The following is a 23581-nucleotide window of genomic DNA, read 5'->3' as shown; positions in this document are numbered from 1 at the left end:
CTCGGGGAGGACCTCGGGGAGGACCTCGTCGAGGACATTCCGCACTCCACTCCGACAGTGGCCGTCGAGCCGCCGGCCGCGAACAGGAGTCCGAGGGCCGACGGGCCGCCCGCGATCAGCAGGAGGCTGCCGAGGATGAGGAGTACAGAACAGGACATCGCGGCCATGGCGCCGCCGCCGAGGGAGTTGCCCTCGAAGCACAGCACGCGCTGGCCGACGGATGCCGCGATCGTGCGGGCCATCCCGGTCGCCGCCGCCGTTGCGGTCACGGCGACGGAAGCGGAGAGCGCGACGGCCTGCGCGAGTGTGCCGGAGAGGACGGTCCCGGAGACGACGGTGCCGGAGAAGGCGCTGGATGCCGACCCGGAGGTGGTCGCGGAGGTGGACATCGCCATCGGGCTGACCGCTGCGGGCACGTTCACGTCCTGGCCGTCGGCGCCGGCGTGGGCGAAGAGCACGCAGGCGAGGACCGCGATGAGGGCGAGGGCCGCGAGGATCGCGGTACGGAGACCAGCGGTGCGGGGAGCACCGTGAGGGTGCAACGAGGCGGAGAAGCCTGCCAGCCTCATCTCGTCTCCCACTGCCGGCATCCGGTCGAAGCGGATGCGATGAATCGCTCCGTCCGAAGCGACACACGCATACCGTACCGGAATCCGGGGTGAATAACCTGACAAACGTGGCCCGCACGCACAAACGACCCCCGGCTGAGCGGGGGTCGTTTGCGTGGAGACGTAGCGCGGTCGGCGCAAGCCCGTTAGGGCCTGGCCTTCTGGGCCACCGCGGCGACCGGGTGCACGGACGACTGTCCGGGGGCGGGAGCTCCGAGGCTCGACGATCCGGGACGCGGGGTCAGGCCGAGGCGTCGCACGATCTCCGCGGCTTCCGCGGCGGGTGCACGCCCCGCATCGATCGTGATGGCGCGTTCGTCGTCGCCGGGCGCCTCGAGGGTCGCGACCTGGGAGTCGAGAAGCGACACCGGCATGTAGTGGTCCTGCCGGGTGGCGAGGCGTCGCAGGATCAGCTCCGTCGGCAGGGTCAGGTGCACGAAGATCACGTTGTGCTCGCGAAGCACGTCGCGGTACTTGCGCTTGAGCGCGGAGCACGTGATGATCCCGGGCACGCCGGCCATGGTGTGCTCGATGATCCAGGAGGAGATCGTCTCGAGCCAGGGCGCCCGGTCGTCGTCGTCGAGCGGATGCCCCGCCGACATCTTGTCGATGTTCTCCTGCGGGTGCAGGTCGTCGCCCTCCTCCAGGTCCCAGCCGAGCTGGCCGGCGAGGAGCCCGGCGACCGTGGACTTTCCGGAGCCGGAGACGCCCATGATGACAAGAACGGGCTGCTGGTTCTCGAAGAGCTGTTCGGTGTCGCTCATGCTAGATCACGATGTTCAGGAGGAGCACGCCGGCGAGGCCCGTCACGGAGATGAGGCACTCCATGATCGTCCAGGTCTTCAGGGTCTGCCCGACGGTGGTGCCGAGGTATTCCTTCACGAGCCAGAATCCGGCGTCGTTGACGTGCGAGAGGAACAGTGAACCGGCGCCGATGGCGAGAACCATCAGCGAGACATCCGTTGCGCCGAGGGTCGCCGCGACCGGGGCGAGGATGCCGGCTGCGGTCACGGTTGCAACCGTGGCAGAACCCGTAGCGACGCGGATGAGCGCGGCGACGAACCAGGCCAGGAGAAGAATCGAGACGCTGCTGCCTGCGACGGCGTTCGCGATGACGGTTCCGATCCCGGTGTCGATCAGGACCTGCTTGAAGCCGCCGCCCGCGCCGACGATGAGCAGGATGCCGGCGATCGGGGGCAGGGAGTTCGAGAGCGATGTGGAGACTGCTGCACGGGTCATGCCGCCGCCACGGGCGAAGAAGATCATCGCGTAGATCACGGCGAGGCCAAGGGCGATCATCGGGGTGCCGAGGAAGTCGAGCGCGGCGTTCAGCGGCGCGGTCGACCCGGGCGCGAGGGCATCGGCGATCGAACGGGCGAGCATCAGCACGACGGGCAACAGGATGCCGCACAGGGTCACGAAGAAGCTCGGGCGCTTGGTGTGGGTCACTTCACCGGTGTCGGCTGTGGTGAGGAACAGTGCGGGTACGGGCACGTCGACCCAGCGGGCCGCGAACTTGCTGAAGACCGGGCCGGCGATGATGACGGTCGGGATGGCGATGAGCACGCCGATCGCGAGGGTCAGGCCGAGGTTGGCACCCAGGGTCGTCACGGCGACGAGGGGCCCGGGGTGCGGCGGCACGAGGCCGTGCATGACCGAGAGGCCTGCGAGGGCCGGGATCGCGATACGGATCAGGGAGAGGCCGCTGCGGCGGGCGACGAGGATGATCACGGGGATCAGCAGCACGAGGCCGACCTCGAAGAACATCGGCAGGCCGATCAGGCCGCCGATGAGCGCCATCACCCAGGGCAGGGTGCGAGTCGTCGACCGGCTCACGAGGGAGTCGACGATCCGGTCGGCTCCGCCGGAGTCGGCGAGCAGCTTTCCGAACATGGCGCCGAAGCCGACGAGGATGCCGACGCTCGCCATCGTCCCGCCGAAGCCGGTGCTGAAGCTCGTCACGGCGGCGCTCGGGGCGAGTCCCGCGCCGACGCCGACGCCGACGGCGCCGATCGCGAGGGCGAGGAACGGGTGCACGCGCAACCAGGTGATGAGGGTGATGATGACGGCGATGCCGACGACGGCCGCGATGATCAGCTGGGCGTCACCGCTGGCCGGTTTGATCGGGTCGGCCGCGTGTACGACCAACTGGACCGCCGACTGTGTGGCCGTCTGAACCGCAAGGGCGAGATTCATCTCAGATTCCATTCCGAGGCCGCGTCCCTGCGACCCCATCGTCAAAAAATTAGCAATAGTCTGATAAATCAGATAATTGAGTGTTGCACAGGATGTGCGCGCGCGCCACCCCCCGAATCGCGTCGACGCCCGCGTGGTGGGTACGATCTCGGTGGGGCCCCCGAGGCCTCCCGGCTACGCCAATGGAAAGAAGTGCAGATGCAGAGCGGCACCGTCACGGATTCCCTGCGTGTGGGCGGCCTGCACGCACGGGTGGTGAATGCCGTCGGCCAGTCGATCGTGGATGCGCGCTACGCACCCGGCGACATCCTGAACCTCGACGAACTCAGTGAGACCTTCGCGGTCTCCCGGTCGGTCCTGCGTGAGGCGATGCGGGTACTGCAGTCACTGGGAATGATCGAGCCGCGGCAGCGTGTCGGAACCCAGGTACTGGCCCGAACCTCCTGGGAACTGATGAACCCGCAGATCATCGTCTGGCGTGGCCGCGGTCCCGAATACTTCACCCAGATGCGCGAGATGCTTGAAATGCGCCTCGGAATCGAGCCCGTTGCCGCACGGCTGAGTGCGCATGCCATGACGGACGAGCAACTCGCGGGGGTCAAGGCGGCCGCGAACGCAATGGTCATCGCCGACCGCGACGGTGACGGTCGCGGCTTCCTCGAGGCCGACATCGACTTCCACACCCTGATCCTGCGCGGCTCCGGAAATGCCGTGATGGGGCACTTCGCGAGCACCGTTGCCGCACTGCTCCGTACCCGCGAAGAGGAGAAACGGTTCACGATCACCTCGTACACGCCGCCGTCGGCGCACCGCCACCACGAGCTCGCGCACGCGCTCGCCGTGCGCGACGGGGAGGCCGCCTACCGCTGGTCGTTCGCCACGATCGAGGCGACACTCGCCGAGTTCATGGCGGAGTCTCCCCGTCAGGCCTGACGCAGCGGCTCCCCATCAGATTCCTGATCACCGAGAGTTTCCACAGACCTGAGCCATGCTCAGAGCATGTCGGTGGTGGGTCGTAACGTGGGGGCATGACCAACCTCCCGGAGTCGCCCGCTTCGCCCGATCGGCCGCATGGCGGTGCGTCTCCCAGTACGCCCGTCACCGTGCTGGTGCCGGATGCTGTCGCGGCCTTGGGAAGGTCATCAGCTGACTACGACGCGCTCAGCGACGAGCAGGTTCTTGCCGGGCAAGCGTTGATCGCGGATTCCCGGCGGGCGCTGGAGACGTGTGCCGCGTGGATGGCGGCGACCCTCGCCCGCCGTTCCCGGGCTGAACTCGGCGGGAACGGGCTCGCGGCCCGGCACGGGTTCCGGACCCCGGAAGACCTGCTGCAGAGCGTGTCTGGGTCAAGCAAGGGCGATGCTGTCAAGCTCCTCGGGGTGGGCCGGCTGCTGGCCGAGGCCGACGCCGCCGAGAAGGCCGCCCGCGAAGCCGCCGAGGCGCAGAAGTTACTCGACGGGACTCCGCCCCTCAACGAGGCCGCTCCAGACCTGCCGCCAGTCGACCCGCCGGTGCCTGCGGCCGCGGTTCCGCCGTGGCACGCGCCGATCGGCCGGGCGTTGCGAGAAGGCTGGCTCAGTGTTGAGAAGGCGGACTCGCTCCGGAAGGGCCTGGGCGATCTGGACCGGGCGATCACCGCGGAGAAACTCGCGACCGCCCTGGCCCGGCTCCTCACCGAAGCGCGCACGGTGAACGCTGACCAGCTGTTCAAGCGCGCCCGGCGGGTGCGGGACGTGCTCGATGAGGCCGGCATCGCCGCCCGCGAGAAGGCCGTCTACGACGACCGGTCGTTGCGGTTCTGGCGGCTCCACACAGGGCAGGTGCGCATGGTCGGGTTGTTCGCCGCCGAAGACGGCGAATACCTGATGAGTACCTACGACGCCATCACCAGTCCCCGCCGGGGCGGGGTCCGGTTCGTGGACAAGGAGCAGGCCGCCTGGGCGAAACGGGTGCAGGACGACCCGCGCACCACCGAACAGCTCACCGCGGACGCGTTCCTGGCCCTGATGAAACTCGGCGTGAAAGCCGACCCGAAACGCATCGCCGGAGGACGAAGCCCCGCGGTCCGCATGGTCACCATTCGTCCCACCGGCGCCACACCCACCGGTTTCGCGCCCACGGGAACCACACCCACCGATGCCGCGCCAACCGAGGCCCCGTCACCCACAGCCGACGCTGCGGCGAACCCCGAAACCGCGGCACCCGCGCTCCAACCCGGCGTCATCGAGGGAACCGCGGTCACGGTCTCCACCGAAACCCTCGAACGCAACCTCTACGACACCGGGATCCTCGACGTCACCTTCGACGGCCACGGCAGCGGTGTCGACCTCGGCCGCGAACAGCGCACGTTCAGCCCCGCCCAACGCGCGGCCCTCTCCCTCCGCGACGGCGGCTGCATGTGGCCCGGCTGCGACCGGCCACCGTCCTGGACCGAAACCCACCACATCCACCACTGGAAAGACGACACCGGCCAGACCAACCTCGACCACGGCATCCTGCTCTGCCGGGCCGACCACCTCAGGCTCCACAACGAACACTGGCGCATCACCCGCGACGACACCGGCCAGTACTGGCTCACCCCACCACCCGGACTCGACCCCGACCAGAAACCCGTACTGCTCACCAGCAAGAACGCGATCCTCCGCGACGATGACTGACGAGGTCGGGCGGTATTCGGACCGGTTGCCGGTACCGGTCAGAGCCGGGCGAGCCGCTCGATGTCCTCGAGGAACTCGGCCGCGACCTGCGGCGAGACCGTGGTACGGGTGGCACGGATCGCCGCGAGGTAGTCCTCGGTCCGGGGACCGCTCGGCGCATCCGCTGGAACCTCGTCCGCGGTGAAGAGTGCCCGTTCGAGTGCCTCCTGCGAAGCGCGGCGGGCTGCGTACTCGATATCGGCGGGCGAGAAGCCCTCGCTCGCGGCGACGAGGGCGCGGAAGTCGACCGTGCCGGCGACGAGCGCCGGCACGTAGCCGGCCCAGATGGCCGCGCGCGCCGCGGCATCCGGAAGCCCGATCGGGATGACGTAGTCGAAGCGTCCGTGCCGGAGCAGTGCGGAGTCGAGGGCGCGGATGAAGTTGGTCGCGCAGACCAGGAGGCGCCCCGGCCGCTCACGGAAGGCCGGGATGATCTTGAGCAGCTCGTTGGTGACGCCCTGCAGCGGCGACGGCGGTTCGCCGCCGCGCTGGGCCGCGATCTCCTCGACCTCGTCGATGAAGACCACGGCGTGCTCGAGTTCGGAGATCTTGAGGAAGGTCTCCCGCAGGGCGCCGGCAAGTCCCTTCGGGTCGCCGGCCAGCCGGGAGGGGAAGACCTCGACGAACGGCCACTCGAGCCGGGAGGCGATCGCCTTGGCGAAGGTGGTCTTGCCTGTTCCGGGAGGGCCGAAGAGCACGACGGCCTTGGGCGGAACGACCCCGTACTGTTCGGCGAGGTCCGGTTCGGCGAGCGGCATCACGAGCCGGCGCTCGAGGAGTTCCTTCTCGGCGCGCATGCCGCCGACGGCCGCCCAGAGATCGCGCGGCAGGATGCGCCCGCCGAGCTCACCGAGCGCCTTCAGCCCCTCGCGCTGCACCGGGATCTCGCGCTCGAAGTAGCTCAGCTGCTTCTTGACGACGAAGCCGCGGTTGAGGAAGGCGTCGACCCGGCTCTCGGTCTCCGGCATCAGCGCCGAGAGCTTGGTCAGGCCGTGCGGGGCCATCTTCGATTCGAGTGCTGCGAGCATGGCCGTGCCGATGCCCTGGCTTTGCCAGGACTGCGCGGTCGCGAGGAACACGATCCAGCCCTGGGCATGCGCAGCACGGCCGACCGCGGCCCCGATGACCTCGTCGCCGTGCATGGCGACGACGGCGTGGTCCTTCTGGCAGGAGGCGAGCACTTCGGACAGGCCGTAGACCGGTTCTGTCTTGGTCTCGGTGACCTCCTGCCAGAGCCGGAGGATCCCATCAAGGTCGTCAGCGTGGAAATCGCGGATCCGCCAGCCGGTCATGGTGCTCCTTCGCACGGGAATGTCTGTTCCCACAATCTAGGGCACTCGCCCCTTGAGGGCGCGTGAGCGTGCGGCGTAACATTTCGTAACGTGGACGCCGCGGTCATCAGCCGGCACGGACCGACGCCGGGCTTCCGGAGCGGGATGACGGAAATGATGAGCATGACAGCGCAGATGATGGACTCTTCGATGGCGATGAAGAGCATGAGCGGCCTCGACATGGCGGCGATGCAGGACATGATCGAGTGTTGCAGCGCGTGCGAGCAGGCCTGTACGGTCTGCGCGGACGACATGATGGCCATGGGCATGACCGGTATGTCGAAGTGCATGAGCATGTGCCTCGACTGCGCCGACATGACCCACACGATGATGCGAATGATGCTGCGCCCCTCCGGCTACGACATGCAGGTCATGATGGCCCAGATGGATGCCTGCATGAAGATGTGCATGGCCTGCGCCGCCGAGTGCATGATGCACGCCGAAATGAGCGAAGAGTGCAAGATGTGCGCTGAGGCCTGCCGTCAGTGCGCGGCCGCGTGCGAGCGGATGATGTCGGCGATGAAGTCCATGATGCCGATGGCGTAAAGCAGAGGTCCCTTAGGACAGGCCGACGAGGTCGGAGAAGCCCGACAGCTCGACCGGCGCCAGGAGCACGTTCACGCGCTCGGCTCCGATCGCGAGCACGTGATAGACGTCGTGCAGTGCGACTGGTTCACCGACGGAGGCCGAGGCGCCGAGGTCTGCGTGGTTCCACACCCACACCGTGGCGTGATCGTCGAGGGTCGTTAACGCGAGCCAGCCCGAGTGGGTGACGGCGGTCACGATCGCGTCGCGCCACTTGCTCGGCGTCGCCGCGGACACGCGCTGCTGGATCAGCGGAAGGGCATGACCTGGTGCACTGCCGGTGCAGGTGTGACCCTGTGAGCAGTCGGGACGCGGGATCTTCCGGAGGGTGGGGTGCTGCTGGGTCATTGTGGTCTCTGTCCCTTCGTGTCGCGGTGTCTATCTCGGTTGTCAGCAGCCTAGGTCGGCGACCGGCGGATGTCCCGGCATCCGTCATCCAAGGAAACAATGCAGCCCCGCCGTTCAGGCCTCCCTCGATGACCGGATTCCGGTCGGCGGATGTACCATGAATGTGCGATCCCGTCCACCCCTCGTGATGGGTCGGGTTTCCATCCACGGATGCGAAACCGTGTCAATCTCGATCGCTCACACAATGAACCAGGCTCAGCGGCGCGCCGTTCATCAACCGTTTGAGACTGAGAGAACCCATGGCCGACGTGACGAAGAACTCCACCATCCACTACGTGTCCGCCGTGCGCTGGTCGGCGCTCAAGCGCGAGTTCGCTGCCCGCCGCGGTCCGGTCGCGACGACGCGTGACGACGACGAGGACTGAGAACACCGTGTCCGAAGCGCCATCGTCAGGCGAACCCAACGCGGCTTCGCCGGCCAACCAGGTCTCACTGCCGCGCTGGAATGAACTCAAGCGCGAGTACAACCTGCGGCACAAGTCGCTGATGCGGTACTCCGCTCCCGCTGCGGACACCGCGACGACCCCGGCGACGAGCCCGGACGGCACCGCCGGCTGACCGACCGCTGTGCCCTCGCCCGCTGAGCAGCCGGCTCCAGACCGCCTCGTGTGCGGGTCCAGTCGATAGTATGCAAACAGGGGGCGATGATGACACTGGAGCCACGGGAGACGTCGAGCACGACAGTTTCCCTTCTCCTCGGCCATGTGCGCGCACACGGCGGAGTGGCTGCCGTTGCCGATGTCCTCGCCAGGGCCGGGGTCACGGAGTCGATCGACTGGCTTGAGGACACAGCAAACTGGGTGAGCTACGACACCAGGATCCGGCTCTTCGAGGCCGCGACGACCGTGCTTGACGACCCGCGCACGATGTACACGGTGGGCTCGACGGTCGTCACCGACGGGCTGCATCCGGTGCTCGTGCAGCTCCTGAGCGCCTTCGCATCACCCGCAGCGGTGTACCGCCAATTGCCGCGGTTCATTCCCAAGTTCACGACCACCTCGACAATGGACTCCGTTTCCGTGCGGGGGACGTCGGCAAGCCTTCGCTACCGGCTGCACGAGGGCTATCGTCCGTCACGTCTCGACTGCCAGTACGCCCAGGGCCTGTTCGCCGCTCTGCCGTCCATGTTCGGGCTCAATACCGCCATCGTGGTCCACCCGGAATGCCAGTGCGACGGATATGAGTGTTGCGTCTACGAAGTGACGTGGTCGACCCGGCGCCGCTGGTGGTCGTTGCGGTCATGGACCCATCCGACCAACAGGTCCCTTGTGCTCTTGCGCGAGAAGGTCAAGGAGGTTCAGCTCGCCGCAGCAGACCTCGTCGGAAGCGACGATGTCGACGACGTTCTCGCCCGCATCGTCGCCCGTGCGTCGTCTGCAGTGCTTGCGCCGGCGTACCTGCTCATCATGACGTCCGACCACGGTGAGCCCGTGCTTCGCTTCCAGGGACTCGATGCCCCCAAGGCGGCCAGGGTCGCCGCGCGGATCCTCCACGGCGACGCCCTCGGCGACCGGGCGGTGATCGTGGACGTGGCCTCCAGCCGGCGCACCTACGGACGCCTTGCCGCACTCTATTCCCTCGGTCACACCGCGATGGAGGGGGACAGGACCCTGCTCGAGGCATACGCCGGCCACGCCGCCTCGGCGCTGGACCTGTTCACGGCCCTCGACGACAGCAGGCGCGAAGAGAGCAGGGCGGCGGCCATGCTGGTGCTCGCCCATGAGCTCGCGACGAGCAATGGCAGCGAGGCCGTCGCCGATGCCGTCGCACTCGCGGTACCGGCGATCGCCGGCTGCGATGCCGCCGCGGTGCTGCTCTGGGACGCCGGCCCCGGCGTGATGCACGCGGTCGCAACCGCCGGGCTCGATATGCCCCAGAGGGAGCGGGTGCTCGCGTCGCCGATCCCCGCCGCGCAGACGCCCGAACTGGTCGAACTCCTCGCCCACCAGCGGCCGGTCCCGCTCTCGGCGACGACCGCGAGCCCGCAACTGGCCGGCCTCCTCGCGGAATGCGGAATGACCACGGCGATCATCGTGCCGCTGCTCGCCGGCGATGTGCTGATGGGCGTCGTCGCCGGCGGGTGGCGTTCCGCTCCTGCCTCGGGCATCTCGCCGAGCACGCTCGCGCGGATCGAGGGCGTCAGCCATCAGGGCGCCATCGCGTTGCAGAACGCCCGGCTCCTCGCCACGGTTCGTCACCAGTCCCTGCACGACCCGCTGACCGGCCTCGCCAACCGGATGCTGTTCGCGAGTGAGCTCGATGCTGCAGTGTCGACGTGCGCGGAGGGCTCGTGCACCGCCGTGATGTTCTGTGACCTGGACAACTTCAAACAGGTCAATGACGTGCTCGGTCACGGCGCCGGCGACGAACTCCTCCGCCAGATCGCGGTTCGGCTCCGCGGGTGCCTGGGTACCGAGGCGACCATCGGACGTCTCGGTGGCGATGAATTCGCGGTCCTCGCCCACGAACTTGCCGGTCACGAACAGGCGGTCCACCTCGCTCATCGCGTCGTCGACAGCCTCAACCGGCCCTTCCATGTCTCCGGCCACGACCTGCGCATCACCGCGAGCATCGGGGTCGCGGTGCACAACGGCCCGGGGGATGGCGGAGAACGGCTGCTCGCCGCCGCGGACACCGCCATGTACGACGCGAAACGGACCGGCCGGAACCAGGTCGCCCTCGCGGACGACAGCAACCGGACCGACCCGGTCTCCTCACTTCACAGCGAGCTCGTCGAGGCACTCGGACGGGCCGAGATGCGGCTGCACTACCAACCCGTCGTCGCGCTTTCCTCCCCTGACCGGGTCGTGGGGGCAGAAGCCCTGATCCGCTGGGACCATCCCCGCCTGGGCCTGCTGGCCCCCGCCGCTTTCCTGCCGCTCGCGGAGGAGACCGGCCTCGTCGCCGACCTGGACCTGTGGGTGCTCGGCGAGGCGCTCGCCGACCTCGCGGCCCTCGGCGACGCCGCTGACCTCGCCGCCATCGGGGAGGCACCGCTGCACGTCGCCGTGAACCTCGCCAGTGCCACCCTCGTCGATCCGCGGCTGATCCCGACCGTGCGCGCTGCCCTCAACCGCAACCGGCTCCGTCCTGAGCGGCTGGTCCTCGAGATCGTCGAGAGCAGGGCCCTCATCGATCTTCCTGGCGTCGTGGAACGCCTCACCGAACTCCGGCGGCTCGGCGTGTGCATTTCGCTCGACGATTTCGGGACCGGGTTCTCGACCCTGGCCTGGCTCAACACCCTGCCCGTCGACCAGATCAAGATCGACAGGACCTTCACCGCGAACCTGCCGGATGCAGCATCCGTCGCCCTGGTCGAGGGGATCATTGCGCTCGCGCAGAAGCTCGACATCGACGTAGTCGCCGAAGGAGTGGAGACCGAGGACCAGCTCGCTGCGCTTCGGGAAGCCGGCTGCGCTTTCGCCCAGGGTTACCTGCTCGGCCGGCCGAAGCCCGCGTTCGTGTCCGTAACGCAGGCGACGGTGAGCCGCGCCTGAGCCCACCGCCATCGGGTATCCCGCAGCAAGAAGCCGGCGGGGTCAGGGCTGTCGCATCAACTCGACGGGTACCGGCGCTAGTTGGGCACGCAGTGTGATCAGGTCACGAGCGTGGGCATCAAGCCGCAGATCCTCGTCGGTGTCGAGGGGCAACGGGGCGACCGCACGCGAGTGGCCATCCGAATCGAGTGTGACGAAGATGCTCATGCACTGCGTGGTGAGCTTGAGGTCCTCCGGCGTGCGCGGGCTGCCGGATCGCACCCGGATGCTGATGTGCATGCTGCTCGGCCCGGTGTGGATCAGCCGTGCATCCACTTCGACGATGTGGCCGATGTGGATCGGCCGGTAGAAGTGGATGCCGCCGGAGTAGACGGCGACAGCCGACTCCGAGCTCCAGCTCGCCGCACAGGCGAATGCGGCCTCGTCGATCCAGCGCATCACCGTGCCACCGTGGGCGTTCCCGCCCCAGTTCGCGGCGGACGGAGCGGCCAGGAAGCGGAAGACCGTACGCGGAGTGGTGCCGACCCCGGTGTATTCCTGGGATCGCATAGTGTTCTGGATGGTGCGGCGCAAGGCGAGCCGGGCCTTGGCGTTCTCCTCGAGTTCACGATCGGCTGCTGAGGTCGCGACCCATTCCGGCACCGGAATGGGCTTCCCGTCTTCGTCGATCGCCACGAAGACGAGGATGCAATGCGTGGCCGGGGTGAACGTACGTTCGCGCACGTTCGCGGTGTCGACGGCGACGAGCACGTGCATGCTCGTGCGCCCGGTGTGGATCACACGTGCGCGGACCTCCACGAGGCTGCCAGGTGGGATCGGGCGGGTGAAGTGCACGTTGCCGACATAGGCCGTCACCGTGTCCGACGCGCTCCAACCGACCGCGCAGGCGTATGCGGCCTTGTCGATCCACTCGAGCACACTGCCTGCCGCGACAGTGATGCCGTCGGCGGCGGTGTCCTGCGGCACGGCCATGAACCGCAGGGTGATCCGGTCCCTGGAATCAGTGGCGGAGGCCGAGGCATCCTCGGTGTGTTCAGGGCTGCGAATCACGGGCACTCCAGGGGCTCGGCGTCGGGCTTTCAGCCAGAATCCCACAACCGCCGAGGAAGCGGAACCCGAGTGTTCGGATACTGACCGTCTGCCGGTGCGGCGAGCCGTGACCGGGTATCAGCCGCGTGTGACCAGGTGTGCCCTGAGCGCCTCGACGACGAGGTCGTGATCGAGCTGCTGGGCGAGACCGGAGACCCCGACGACGCCCATGAGCGCCCCGCGCACCCGCAGCGGAAAGGCGCCGCCGTGCGCGGCGTGCGTTCGCGGGTCAAGCCGGGAGGAGGTGTCGAAGTCGCGGCCCGCCGCGCGGAAACGGGTGCCGACGGCGAGCGAGGAGCTCGCAAACCGTCGCACGACCCGGAACTTGTTCTCGAGCCAGCCGTCGTTGTCCGCGCATGCTCCCGGCAGGGACGCGTGGAAGACCCGCTGGTCCCCGAACATGATCGCGATCGCGATCGGATGGTCCCGTTCGAGTCCGAGTTCCACGAGCAGGGAACCCACCGCCCAGGCGTCCGCGAAACCGAAGGAATCGAACTGGATGCTGCGCTCCTGCTCGAGGAGGAAGTCCAGCAGGCGTTCCTCCGCGGACTGTGTTGGTGCATCGGTCATCTCGAACCTTCCCAGGAAGTGCGGCAGGCGCCGCCCCGGACAGTCTTTCACTTCGGGTCTCCGTACGGGATGGTTCCTGAGCGTGGCGCGGCACGGAGTCGTCCTCCGCGTTTGACCCTGCCGGTCAGCAGGCAGAGACTGAAGGGGTGAATCGAAAAGAGGAAGACCGCGCGGTCGAGCAGATCATTGTGCGACTGGAAAAGAAGTTTCCCAACGAACCGCCGACGAGTATTGAGAAGACCGTGCACGAGCAGCAGCTCGCTCTCGCCCGGAACCCGCTGCGGGACTACATCCCCGTGCTGATCGAGCACGCGGTCAAGGACCGGTTGCGCCGGGCCGCACTGCACCTGCCCGCCGCGGCCTGAACCACCCTCAGGCGAGCAGGGGCGCGAGTTCCCGTGCGCCCATCCTGAGCAGGGCGAGGAATTCCGCAGGGTCGCCGATCCGTGCAGCAGGGGCCGACAGGCAGAGCCCAGCGACGAGCGTTCCCTCCCGGTTCCGGATCGGGATCGCGAGACAGCCGTTCCCCGGCGCCCACGGGCTCGGGAAGTACGCGTAGCCGTCGGTCCGGACCGTCGCGAGCTGCCCGGCCAGGTCCGGGTCCTCGCCGAGTACCCACGACTCGGCCCCTCGACGTTCTGCGAGCAGCAGCCGGCCCATCGCGCTCGTCTCGAGCGCCCGCGCGCTCCTGACGGACACGCTCGGCGGGTAGTCGGGGTCCGGATCGATCACCCGGACCCCGTCGCTGTCGTAACGCACGAGGTGGATGCCGCCACGGATGCGGGAGCGCAGCCGGTCGACGACCTCGCGCACAGCCTCCGGTGGCTGGGCGGGCGCGACCAGGCGGGCGAGTTCGACGACCTTGCGGCCGAGGGCGAACCCGCGCAGGTCCGGCATCCGCACGAGGTACTCGTCCTGGACCAGCAGGTTGAGCAGCCGGTACGCTGTCGCCTTCGGCAGCCCGAGGCTGTCCGAGATCTCCCGCGCCGTGACCCCCGACCCGCAGCGGGCCACCTCCTCGAGCACCGTCAGGGCGCTCTGGATGGCCTTCGGCTGGCGGGCACCGAGGTGCGCGGCGCCCGTCACGGGCCGGCCCGGCCCGATTCCCGCGCCGCGGCATCCGCCGGGCCCGGCCCGCCGAGGACGTCGCCGGTCACGGGCACGTCATAGACCCCGATGGTGTCCCGAAGCCAGGGGCGCCTCCGCAATCGCAGGCCGCACCAGGCGAGGCCGAGCGCCATCACGCCGAGGAAGACCCAGACCCCGAGCGCCCTGGCCGAGCCGCTCTCGACGGCGAGGTAGGTGACGAGCACGGCGCCCAGCAGCACGGCGGCGAGCACCGCGAACAACACCGGCCAGAAGGTGGCCTCGCCGATCCGCCGGAGGAACACGGGCGCGGCGACGCAGACGAGCAGGTACGCGGTCATGTAGCCGCCAGCGGCCCCGACGATGAGCACCTCCATGGTCTGCCAGATGCTGCCGGACAGCGCGATCGTCGTGAGCAGCACCGCCGTGATCACCGTCATCGCGACGAGTGCAGCGCCGAACGGCGTGCGATAGCGCGGGTGGGTGCGCCCGAACCTGCTCGGCAGCAGGCCCTCCCGGCCCATCGAGAAGAGCACCCGCACGAGCGCGGTCGTCGACGCGATCGCACAGGCCAGGAACGAGGTCGCGATGCTGACGTCGAGGAGCAGGCCGACCGCGTCGATCCCGTATGCGGCGGCGAGATCGTTGACCGGGGACGCGCTCGCCGCGATCGTGCCACCGAGGGCGGAGAACCCGACGAGCTGGCTGAACGAGGCGAGCAGGTAGAGCATCCCCGACCCGAGCACGGTGAACACGATCGCCCGCGGGATGCTCGCGTACGGGCGTTTCGCCTCGACACCGAGTGTTGAGGCGCTCTCAAAGCCGACGAAGGCCGTGAGGGCGAGGGCGGACCCGACCGCGAAGTTGGCGGGGTCGATTCCGCCCGGCGCGAGCTGCGACCAGTCGAGCACCGGCCAGAGCCGCACGAGCAGCGCGACAACGAGCACGACGATGATGAGCACCGAGACCGCCTCGACGAGCAGGGTGATCCTGGTCGAGAGACGGATGCCGCGGGCCAGCACGAGCAGGCACAGTGCCGCCATGACGACGATCAGCAGGCCCGCGACGAGGACGGATCCGGTGAGCGCCGGCCAGAACCTGCCGACCACGATCGTGAGGTAGTACCCGGCGCCGCCGAGCGCGAACATCGAAATGAATCCGTAGCCGACGAGCAGGCCGACGCCGGCGACGAACGCCGCCATCGTGCCGAGCCCGCGGGAGACGAAGGTGTAGATCGACCCGGCAGCGGCGATGCGCCGGGTGAACTGGTTGATCGTCGTCGCGACGAGGAACGCGAGCAGCATCGCGGTCGCGAGCGACCACACCGTCGCGCCGCCGGCGACGACGGCGACGAGGAGTGGGATCGTGGTCGCGGCGGCGGATGGGGCGACGGCGGACACGGACTGCGCGAGCACGTCGAGGAATCCCACGCTGCGCCGGTCGAGGCCATCGACGGGCGAGCGGGTTCCGATGCCGTCGACCGGCTGCGGATCGTTGATGGCCCTGGCCAGTGCGGTCATCGGTCCGGCCTCGTTCTTTCTCGTTCACAAGCTCACGGTCGGGGGCGGCGGTGCGGAGCCTCAGGCTAACCATCCGGCGTTGCGGCCGCGCTTCGGGAGTGTTTCGGTCGCGTGACCGCCGAGTGGGACAACGGGCGGCCCGTGTCTCATTCGGGCCGCCCGGACGTTTACCCCGGCGAGACCGGTCGGCAACAGGGGTCCGACAGGCTGGCCGCAGACCTTCCGCACCGCCTCCCCGACTTTCCCTGACGAACCCGCTCGAGCTGGAGATGACATGACCCTCACGAAAGATCCAACGGCATCCGTTGGCACACTGCCCGCCGAACGTTCCCTGACCGGTTCCCTCGGCGTCACGTCGATCGTGCTGATGGTCGTGGCCGCCGCAGCGCCGCTCACCGTCATCGGCGGCTCGGCTCCGCTCGGCATCCTGCTCGGCAACGGGGTCGGATTCCCCTCGATGTTCGCCATCGCGGCGATCGTCCTGCTCTTCTTCTCCGTCGGCCTCGCCGCGATGACCAAGCACGTGCCGAAGCCCGGCGCGTTCTTCACCTTCGTGAACTACGGGCTCGGCAAGCCGGCCGGCCTCGCGACGGCCTTCCTCGCGCTTCTCACATACACGACCATCCAGGTCTCGGTATACGGGTACGTCGGCTACATCCTGAGCGTCACGCTCACGGGCCTCGGCGCACCTGACCTGCCCTGGTACCTCTACTCGCTCGCGGCCGTCGCCCTCGTCGGGTTCCTCGGCTACCGGCACATCGACCTGAGCTCGAAGGTGCTCGGTGTGCTCCTGCTCGGCGAGGTCGGCGTCGTGCTCGCGCTCGTCGTCGCGGTGGTCGTCAACGGCGGCCCGGAGGGCCTCTCGATGGCGCCCTTCGAACCGAACAACGTGCTCACCGGCTCCCCGGCGATCGGCCTGATGTTCGCGATCGCCGCCTTCATCGGCTTCGAGTCCACCGCGATCTTCCGTGACGAGGCGAAGGACCCCGGCCGCACCATCCCGCGGGCCACCTACGTCGCCGTGATCGGCATCGGCGTCTTCTACACGCTCGCGTCCTGGGCGCTCGTGATGGCATGGGGACCGAGCGGCGTCGTCGCCCAGGCCGCGGAGAACCCGGGCGCGATGATCCTGATCACGACCCTCGCCTACCTCGGACCGATCGGGCAGGTCGTGATGAACGTGCTGCTCATCACGAGCATGTTCGCGTGCGTGCTGTCCTTCCACAACGTGATCACCCGCTACCAGCACTCGATGTCCAACGCCCGGGTCCTTCCCGACTTCCTCGGCCGGGTGCACACGAAGCACTCCGCACCCCACCTGTCCTCGATCGTGCAGACCGCGACAGCCGCGATCCTGACGATCCTGTTCGCCGCGCTCGGCCTCGACCCGGTGCTCCAGGTCTTCACCTGGTTCTCCGGCGTCGCGACCCTCGCGATCGCCGTCCTGATGGCCGTCACGAGCGTCGCGGTCGTCGTCTACTTCGCCCGCACCAGGAAGGACAGGCGGCTCTGGAACACGGTGATCGCCCCGGTGCTCGGCCTCCTCGGACTGCTCGGCGCCGCGGTGCTCATCGCCACGAACTTCCCCTTCCTCGTCGGTGACGTCGACGCGGACGGAGCCCCCGTGTTCGGCGTCGTGAGCGCGGTCCTGCTCGGCCTCGTCGTGCTCTTCCCGCTCGGCGGACTCGTGCAGGCGCTCATCCTCAAGCGCACCAACCGGGTCGCATACGACCAGATCACGGATGCCATCGGCGGGTGACCCGCTGACCCCGCCCGCAGCATCCGCTCACCTCTCACCACCCTTCGACTGGAGAACCATGACCATCACCGATCTCGACACCCCGCACGGCCACCACGAACACGGCGGCCACGATCACGACCACGGCCAGCACGACGCCGGGACCGTGCCGAGCCACCCGGTCGGCAGCCTCACCGCCGCAGAGTTCGAGACCGTGCGCGACGTCGTCACGGCGGGCGCCGACTGGAACGCGACCACCCGCTTCGCCTATGTCGGGCTGTGGGAACCGCACAAGCGTGAGGTCCTCGCCTGGCAGGACGGCACCGGGCCGCTTCCCGACCGGCAGGCCCGGGTGATGCTTCTCGACATGGAGACCGGCCGGTCGACGGATAACATCGTCTCCATCCCCGGTCGCGCGGTGCTCACGACGAGCGTGCTCGACGGGTCGGCCGGCCAGCTGCCCGTGCTGCTCGCCGAGTTCGACGCGATCGCCGGGATCGTCGCCGAGGACCCGCGCTGGGTCGCCGCACTCGCCGCGCGGGGCACCACGATCGAAGAGGTCGTTGTCGTGCCGCTCTCTGCCGGGCACTACGACTACCCGGAAGAGGTCGGCCGCCGGATCGTCCGGGTGCTCGCGTTCCGCCAGGACTACCCGGAGGACCACCCCTGGGCGCACCCGGTCGATGGGCTCTCCGCCTACGTCGACACCGCCTCCCGCACCATCACGCGCCTCATCGACGTCGGCACCCTCGACATCCCGGCGGAGAGCGGCAACTTCGACGACCCGGCCGTGCAGGGCGCCCCGCTCACGACCCTCAAGCCGATCGTGATCTCCCAGCCGGAAGGACCGAGCTTCACGGTCGACGGCGAGTGGGTGAGCTGGGCGAACTGGAAGTTCCAGGTCGGCTTCGATACCCGCGAGGGCCTCGTGCTGCGCCAGCTCTCCTTCACGGACGCGGGGGAGGAGCGCCCGGTCATCTACCGGGCCTCGATCAACGAGATGCTCGTGCCATACGGGGACCCGTCCCCGGTGCGGTTCTGGCAGAACTATTTCGATACCGGAGAGTACCTCTTCGGCCGGTTCACCAACTCCCTCGCGCTCGGCTGCGACTGCGTCGGCGAGATCAAGTACTTCGACGCCGTCCTCGCCGACGAACTCGGCAACCCGTTCACGATCAAGAACGGCATCTGCATGCACGAGGAGGACGTCGGAACGCTCTGGAAGCACGGCGACATGTTCACCGGCTCCAACGAGGTGCGCCGGCAGCGGCGACTCGTGATCAGTTTCTTCACCACCGTCGGCAACTACGACTACGGGTTCTACTGGTACCTGTCGCTCGACGGCACCATCGAGTGCGAGGCCAAGCTCACCGGCATCCTCTTCACATCGGCATACCCGGGGATCGGGGAGCCTATCGGAGAGACCGCGATCGAGGGAGACTACGCGTATGCCAGCGAGGTCGCTCCCGGGCTCGGCGCCCCGTACCACCAGCACCTCTTCAGCGCGCGGCTCGACATGATGGTCGACGGGCTGTCCAACGCCGTCGACGAGATCGACGGCGTGCGCTTGCCGATGGGGCCGGGCAACCCGCACGGCAACGCCTTCACCAAGAAGACGACCCGGCTCACGAGTGAGGCGGGCTCCGGGCGGGTCGCCGACGCATCCGTCGCCAGGGCCTGGCACATCGTCAACACCGAGAAGACCAACCGGCTCGGGCGCCCGACCGGCTATGTTCTGCAGCCGGAGCAGTCTCCGACGCTGATGGCCGACCCGGGGTCTTCGATCGCGAAGCGCGCCGAGTTCGCAACGAAGCACCTCTTCGTGACCCAGTACGACCCGGCGGAGCAGTTCGCGGCCGGTGACTTCGTGCACCAGAACCCGGGCGGGGACGGCATCACGAAGTACATCGCGGGCGACAGGTCGATCGACGGCGAGGACATCGTGCTCTGGCACACCTTCGGGCCGACGCACTTCCCCCGGATCGAGGACTGGCCGGTGATGCCGGTCGACTACGCGAAGTTCACGCTCAAGCCATACGGCTTCTTCGGTGCGAACCCCGCGATGAACGTGCCGGCAAACGAACCGGTGTCGCACTGCTCGCACGGCCACGACGGCGCGGCGCACGAGCACACGCACCACTAGGACGAGAGGAGAGCGCTGGTGACCTGGGCACTGCACGGAATCATGATCGGCGGCGCGTCGCTCAACCTCTGCTGCGTGCTCGGCAGCCGGCGCTCCCGGTCGGGCCTCGCGGTCGTCTCCACCCTCGTGATGCTCGCGGCGATGACGGATTCCGCCTCCGGTGTCTTCGGCCTCGGGCCCTTGCCGTGGGCGGCGATCCTGATCGCCTGGGGACTGACCTGTTCGGCGCTGCTCCGCCGCCGTACCGCCACGGGCGCGCCTCAGAATGCGACACCTCACGGAGGTGCGGGGCAGACGATGCTGCTGCACCACCCGCTCGGCCTCGTGGTCACCGCCGGCCAGCTGATGGCTCACACGGTGATGTCCCCGGGCGGCGCCGCCGCGGCGGGGCACACCCACTCGGATTCGCTCCTGCTGCCCCTGGTCTGCGTGGCAGGCGGGGCGTTCGTGGTGTGGTCCCTCGTGCTGCTCGTGACCGAGAGCCGCACCCGGCTCGAACGCGGCAACCTCCTCGGGATGTCGGCCATGACGGCGGCGATGGCCGTGATGCCCTTCGCCTGAGCCGCTACGCAGGACTCCCGGTGGGAATCAGGCGGGCTCCCACGGCAGGCGCTGTTCGAAGGGGACCGGCGCGAGCGGGATCATCACGACCGGCCGGTGCTGGCGATGCGCGAGGCGCACCGCGATCGAACCGCTGAAGAAGGCCTGAAGTCCCGCTCGGACGCTCGACTCCCGGGTACCCACGACGATCATGGCGGCGCCGAGGGTGTCGGCGAGTGTGCCGATCGCGAGGGCGGGGTCCCCGGCGAGTGCCCGGGTGCTCCACGCGACCGGGCGGCCTTCGAGCGCAGCCGTGAGCCGTGCGGCGAGCCGGGGAGGAAGAGCCTCGTCGGCGAGGTCCACGACATCGGGATCGAAGGAGAGCGAGGTCACGCTGCCGTCCGGGTGTTCCTCGATCACGTAGCGTCCGGTGTCGACCCACGCGCAGACGAGCTCCGCACCGAAGTGCTCCGCGAAGACGGCGGCCTGCTGCACGACGGCATCCGGCTGGCCGGTGTCGACCCCGACGACGATCCTCGCGGTCTGCCGGCGATCATTCGGCTGTGCGGTGGTCACGGGGCCTCCTTCGACCCCACCCTAGCCCTGTCGGGCAGCACAGGCACCTCACAGGTCTTCCTTTCCGCACTCATAACGCGGCCAGTGCTCTGGCATAGGCTCTGGGCGGAGAGTGGCCACCATGACCCGATCAGCAGCTCTCGCCCTCGACGTCGTCGTGCCCGTGTACAACGAACAGCAGACCCTCGCGCGCAGCATCCGTGTGCTGCACGCGTACCTGACCGACCAGTTCGAGGAACCCTGGCGCATCACCATTGCGAACAACGCCAGCACCGACAACACCGCCGCGATCGCCGACTCGCTCACGGCCGAACTGCCGGGCGTCCACGCCGTGCACCTCGTCGAGAAGGGCAGGGGCCGGGCGCTCAAGCGGGTCTGGCTCGCCTCGCCCGCCGCAGTCGTCGCATACGTCGACGTGGACCTCTCCACCGACCTCCGTGCGCTCCCGCCGCTCGTCGCCCCGCTGCTCTCCGGCCACTCCGATGTCGCCATCGGCAGCCGGCTGTCGCGCGGGTCCCGCGTCACCCGCGGCGGCAAGCGCGAGTTCATCTCCCGAAGCTACAATGCCCTCGTCCGCACGACGATGGGCGTCGAATTCAGCGACGCCCAGTGCGGCTTCAAGGCGATGCGCCGTGACGTCGCCCAGCGGGTGCTCCCCCTCGTGGAGGACAACGGCTGGTTCTTCGACACCGAGATGCTCATCATCGCCGAGCGCGCCGGGCTCCGGATCCACGAGGTGCCCGTCGACTGGATCGACGACCCCGACAGCCGGGTCGACGTCGTCGGTACCGCCGCCGACGACCTCAAGGGCCTGGTCCGGGTGGCGCACTCGCTCGTCACCGGCAGGATCCCCGTCGACGAGATCTACGCCGAGCTCGGCCGACCGCCGTTCGAACCGCCGACCCCGCCGACCTTCCTCGGCCAGGTGCTGCGCTTCGGCGTGATCGGCGTGCTGTCGACCATCGCGTTCGCGCTGCTCTACCTCGTGCTCCAGTACGTGATGCCGGCCCAGCTGGCCAATTTCCTGTCCCTGCTCATCACCGCGATCGCGAACACCTGGGCCAACCGACGCCTCACCTTCGGCGTGCGCGGGCGGCGAGGCGCGGTCAAGCACCAGGCGCAGGGCCTTGTGATCTTCGGCCTGGCCTGGCTCGTGACGAGCGGATCCCTCCTCGTGCTGCACCTTGTCCGAGCGGATGCCGGGCCCCAGGCCGAGATCATCGTGCTCACGGCGGCCAATCTCCTCGCGACCGTGATGCGGTTCGTGCTGCTGCGGCTCTGGGTCTTCCGGAGCCAGCGGACGCCGGCCCCGACCAGGACGGAACCACGCACCTCCCGCGACGAAGTGACCTCCCGCGACGAGCCCTCCCGGAGGGACGCTCCCGCCAGACAGGAAGTGACCAGTTCATGACGACCCAGGTTTCCCCGCGCCCCTCCGTCTCTCCGCTCGACGCCCGCTTCGGCGCCCGCTTCGTGACCAGCCTCGCGGCCCTGCCGCGCACCCTCGTGCGGGGCAGGGCCGGCTCCGCGCGCTGGGAACGGCCGGCCCTGCTGGGTCTCCTGCTCGCGACAGCGGTGCTCTACATCTGGGACCTCGGCGCGAGCGGCTGGGCCAACTCGTTCTACTCCGCCGCTGTGCAGGCCGGCTCGGTCGACTGGACCGCGTTCTTCTACGGGTCCTCCGACGCCGCCAACGCGATCACCGTCGACAAGCCGCCGGCGAGCCTGTGGCTGATGGCCCTCTCGGTGCGCCTGTTCGGACTCAGTTCGTGGAGCATCCTCGTGCCGGAGGCCCTGATGGGCGTCGCATCGGTCGCCGTGCTCTTCGCCACCGTGCGCCGCCGCTTCTCGGCAGGCACCGCCCTGCTCGCCGGCGCCGTGCTTGCCGTGACCCCCGTCGCCGCGCTGATGTTCCGGTTCAACAATCCGGATGCCCTGCTCGTTCTCCTCCTCAGCCTCGCCACCTACTTCACCCTGCGCGGCATCGAGACCGGTGCCCTGAAATGGGTGCTCTGGGCGGGAGCGATGGTGGGCTTCGGATTCCTGACCAAGCAGCTGCAGGCATTCCTGATCCTGCCTCCGCTCGCGGGGGTCTACCTGTACGCGGCGCCGCACCGGTTCCGCACCCGCCTCTGGCACTCGTTCGCGGCCCTCGGCGCCGTGATCGTCTCGGCAGGCTGGTGGGTCGCCATCGTCGAACTCGTCCCGGCGAACTGGCGTCCGTACATCGGTGGCTCGCAGACGAACAGCTTCCTCGAGCTGACGTTCGGGTACAACGGATTCGGCCGGCTCACCGGGAGCGAGACCGGGAGCGTCACGGGAGGCGCCGGCGGCACGGGTGCGTTGACGGGCGGCATGTGGGGTGAGACCGGGATCTTCCGGCTCTTCCTCGGCGAATTCGGCGGCCAGATCACCTGGCTGTTGCCCGCCGCGCTGGTGTTGTGCGTCGCGGCGCTCGTCGTGCTCCGCCGCGCCCCGCGGATCTCGCTCCGCCGGGCCACCCTTCTCCTCTTCGCCGGGTACCTGATCCTGACCGCGCTGGCCTTCAGCTTCATGGCCGGGATCTTCCACGCCTATTACACGGTCGCCCTCGCGCCCGCGCTCGCCGGAACTTTCGCGATCGGTGCGAGCCTCGTCTGGATGAAACGCACGGCGCTCTGGGCCCGGATCACGGCGGCCGTCGCGATGCTCGCGACGAGCGCCTGGGCGTGGGTGCTGCTCGACCGCGCCACCGACTGGCTGCCGTGGCTGAAGTTCGTCGTCGCCGCGCTCGGCCTGGTCGCCGCCGGACTGCTGATGGCGCCGCCGCGGGCGGCCTGGCTCAGGAGGCTGCCGGGGAAGTGGTGGGGCAGGGCCACGGTCGCGATCGCCCTCACCGGCGCACTGCTGGCACCCGTTGCCTACACGCTCGAGACCGTGTCGACGGCCCACACCGGGTCGATCGTCACGGCCGGCCCGACCGTTTCCGGCGGCATGGGCGGGATGGGCGGCGGTGGAA

General features: G+C 68.8%; 22 protein-coding genes. 12 read left to right on the top strand and 10 right to left on the bottom strand.

The genetic code is table 11. The features are described 5' to 3' along the window. From QN345_RS04730 to QN345_RS04720, 3 genes are all read right to left on the bottom strand, one after another. The coding region (locus QN345_RS04730) for a hypothetical protein (RefSeq protein WP_323508476.1) at positions 1-569 on the bottom strand (569 nt) is incomplete at its 3' end. 185 nt (positions 570-754) lie between these two features. After that, complete coding sequence (locus tag QN345_RS04725) at positions 755-1372, bottom strand: gluconokinase (RefSeq protein WP_134449246.1); 618 nt, start codon at positions 1370-1372, stop codon at positions 755-757. A 1-nt stretch (position 1373) separates the two neighbouring features. After that, positions 1374-2804, bottom strand: coding sequence for a GntP family permease (locus tag QN345_RS04720; protein ID WP_134449245.1), 1431 nt, complete (start codon positions 2802-2804; stop codon positions 1374-1376). 198 nt (positions 2805-3002) lie between these two features. Between QN345_RS04720 and QN345_RS04715 the strand changes: the two genes are divergently transcribed. Further along, on the top strand, positions 3003-3737 hold the full coding sequence (locus QN345_RS04715; protein WP_134449244.1) for a FadR/GntR family transcriptional regulator: 735 nt from the start codon (positions 3003-3005) through the stop codon (positions 3735-3737). Positions 3738-3832: 95 nt separating this feature from the next. After that, positions 3833-5461: an HNH endonuclease signature motif containing protein gene (locus QN345_RS04710; protein ID WP_323508475.1), complete on the top strand. Its 1629-nt coding sequence runs from the start codon at positions 3833-3835 to the stop codon at positions 5459-5461. A gap of 38 nt (positions 5462-5499) precedes the next feature. On the opposite strand, the gene QN345_RS04705 is transcribed toward QN345_RS04710, so the two are convergent. Further along, positions 5500-6792, bottom strand: a complete 1293-nt coding sequence (locus tag QN345_RS04705; protein ID WP_134449242.1) for an ATP-binding protein — start codon at positions 6790-6792, stop codon at positions 5500-5502. Positions 6793-6882: 90 nt separating this feature from the next. Here QN345_RS04705 and QN345_RS04700 point away from each other — a divergent pair, with 90 nt between their 5' ends. Beyond that, positions 6883-7377, top strand: coding sequence for a hypothetical protein (locus QN345_RS04700; protein WP_241985124.1), 495 nt, complete (start codon positions 6883-6885; stop codon positions 7375-7377). A 12-nt stretch (positions 7378-7389) separates the two neighbouring features. Here QN345_RS04700 and QN345_RS04695 read toward each other — a convergent pair whose 3' ends face one another. Continuing rightward, a complete protein-coding gene (locus QN345_RS04695; RefSeq protein WP_134449241.1) occupies positions 7390-7764 on the bottom strand; it encodes a hypothetical protein in 375 nt (124 codons plus the stop codon). A gap of 299 nt (positions 7765-8063) precedes the next feature. Between QN345_RS04695 and QN345_RS04690 the strand changes: the two genes are divergently transcribed. The 3 genes from QN345_RS04690 to QN345_RS04680 all read left to right on the top strand — a co-directional run bounded on the left by QN345_RS04690 (position 8064) and on the right by QN345_RS04680 (position 11321). Then, a complete protein-coding gene (locus tag QN345_RS04690; protein ID WP_255454126.1) occupies positions 8064-8189 on the top strand; it encodes a hypothetical protein in 126 nt (41 codons plus the stop codon). A 7-nt stretch (positions 8190-8196) separates the two neighbouring features. Further along, positions 8197-8382 carry a hypothetical protein gene (locus QN345_RS04685; RefSeq protein ID WP_134449240.1) on the top strand — a complete coding sequence of 62 codons (186 nt, stop codon included), beginning with the start codon at positions 8197-8199 and terminating at the stop codon, positions 8380-8382. Between the two features lie 86 nt (positions 8383-8468). After that, on the top strand, positions 8469-11321 hold the full coding sequence (locus tag QN345_RS04680; protein ID WP_134449239.1) for a putative bifunctional diguanylate cyclase/phosphodiesterase: 2853 nt from the start codon (positions 8469-8471) through the stop codon (positions 11319-11321). Positions 11322-11363: 42 nt separating this feature from the next. Here the strand turns inward: QN345_RS04680 and QN345_RS04675 are convergent, their stop codons facing one another. Beyond that, on the bottom strand, positions 11364-12371 hold the full coding sequence (locus QN345_RS04675; protein WP_241985123.1) for an acyl-CoA thioesterase: 1008 nt from the start codon (positions 12369-12371) through the stop codon (positions 11364-11366). 117 nt (positions 12372-12488) lie between these two features. Continuing rightward, positions 12489-12980, bottom strand: a complete 492-nt coding sequence (locus QN345_RS04670) for a heme-degrading domain-containing protein (protein WP_134449238.1) — start codon at positions 12978-12980, stop codon at positions 12489-12491. 146 nt (positions 12981-13126) lie between these two features. Between QN345_RS04670 and QN345_RS04665 the strand changes: the two genes are divergently transcribed. Then, positions 13127-13345, top strand: coding sequence for a three-helix bundle dimerization domain-containing protein (locus QN345_RS04665; protein ID WP_134449237.1), 219 nt, complete (start codon positions 13127-13129; stop codon positions 13343-13345). Between the two features lie 7 nt (positions 13346-13352). Here QN345_RS04665 and QN345_RS04660 read toward each other — a convergent pair whose 3' ends face one another. Next, positions 13353-14066 carry an IclR family transcriptional regulator gene (locus tag QN345_RS04660; protein ID WP_134449236.1) on the bottom strand — a complete coding sequence of 238 codons (714 nt, stop codon included), beginning with the start codon at positions 14064-14066 and terminating at the stop codon, positions 13353-13355. Next, positions 14063-15586, bottom strand: a complete 1524-nt coding sequence (locus QN345_RS04655; RefSeq protein WP_134562086.1) for an APC family permease — start codon at positions 15584-15586, stop codon at positions 14063-14065. Before QN345_RS04655 ends, QN345_RS04660 begins: the two co-directional genes overlap by 4 nt. Positions 15587-15860: 274 nt before the next feature. Here QN345_RS04655 and QN345_RS04650 point away from each other — a divergent pair, with 274 nt between their 5' ends. From QN345_RS04650 to QN345_RS04640, 3 genes are read left to right on the top strand one after another with little or no spacing between them, the layout of a single operon-like run. Then, on the top strand, positions 15861-17345 hold the full coding sequence (locus QN345_RS04650; protein WP_134449234.1) for an APC family permease: 1485 nt from the start codon (positions 15861-15863) through the stop codon (positions 17343-17345). A gap of 58 nt (positions 17346-17403) precedes the next feature. Continuing rightward, positions 17404-19467 (top strand): primary-amine oxidase, encoded by a 2064-nt coding sequence (locus QN345_RS04645; RefSeq protein WP_134449233.1) that lies wholly within the window; start codon positions 17404-17406, stop codon positions 19465-19467. Between the two features lie 18 nt (positions 19468-19485). Continuing rightward, a complete protein-coding gene (locus QN345_RS04640; protein ID WP_322188922.1) occupies positions 19486-20028 on the top strand; it encodes a hypothetical protein in 543 nt (180 codons plus the stop codon). Between the two features lie 27 nt (positions 20029-20055). Here the strand turns inward: QN345_RS04640 and QN345_RS04635 are convergent, their stop codons facing one another. After that, on the bottom strand, positions 20056-20583 hold the full coding sequence (locus QN345_RS04635; protein ID WP_134562088.1) for a universal stress protein: 528 nt from the start codon (positions 20581-20583) through the stop codon (positions 20056-20058). 121 nt (positions 20584-20704) lie between these two features. On the opposite strand from QN345_RS04635, the gene QN345_RS04630 reads away from it, so the two are divergent. Together QN345_RS04630 and QN345_RS04625 are read left to right on the top strand one after the other, a co-directional pair. After that, positions 20705-21994 carry a bifunctional glycosyltransferase family 2/GtrA family protein gene (locus QN345_RS04630; RefSeq protein WP_134560496.1) on the top strand — a complete coding sequence of 430 codons (1290 nt, stop codon included), beginning with the start codon at positions 20705-20707 and terminating at the stop codon, positions 21992-21994. Further along, on the top strand, positions 21991-23581 hold a 1591-nt coding region (locus QN345_RS04625), incomplete at its 3' end, for a glycosyltransferase family 39 protein (RefSeq protein ID WP_323508474.1). The genes QN345_RS04630 and QN345_RS04625, both read left to right, overlap by 4 nt.

Origin of the sequence: Cryobacterium sp. 10I1, from assembly GCF_035019805.1 — a bacterium.
GTDB lineage: Bacteria > Actinomycetota > Actinomycetes > Actinomycetales > Microbacteriaceae > Cryobacterium > Cryobacterium glucosi.
This window is presented reverse-complemented; position numbering and strand designations above follow the sequence as displayed.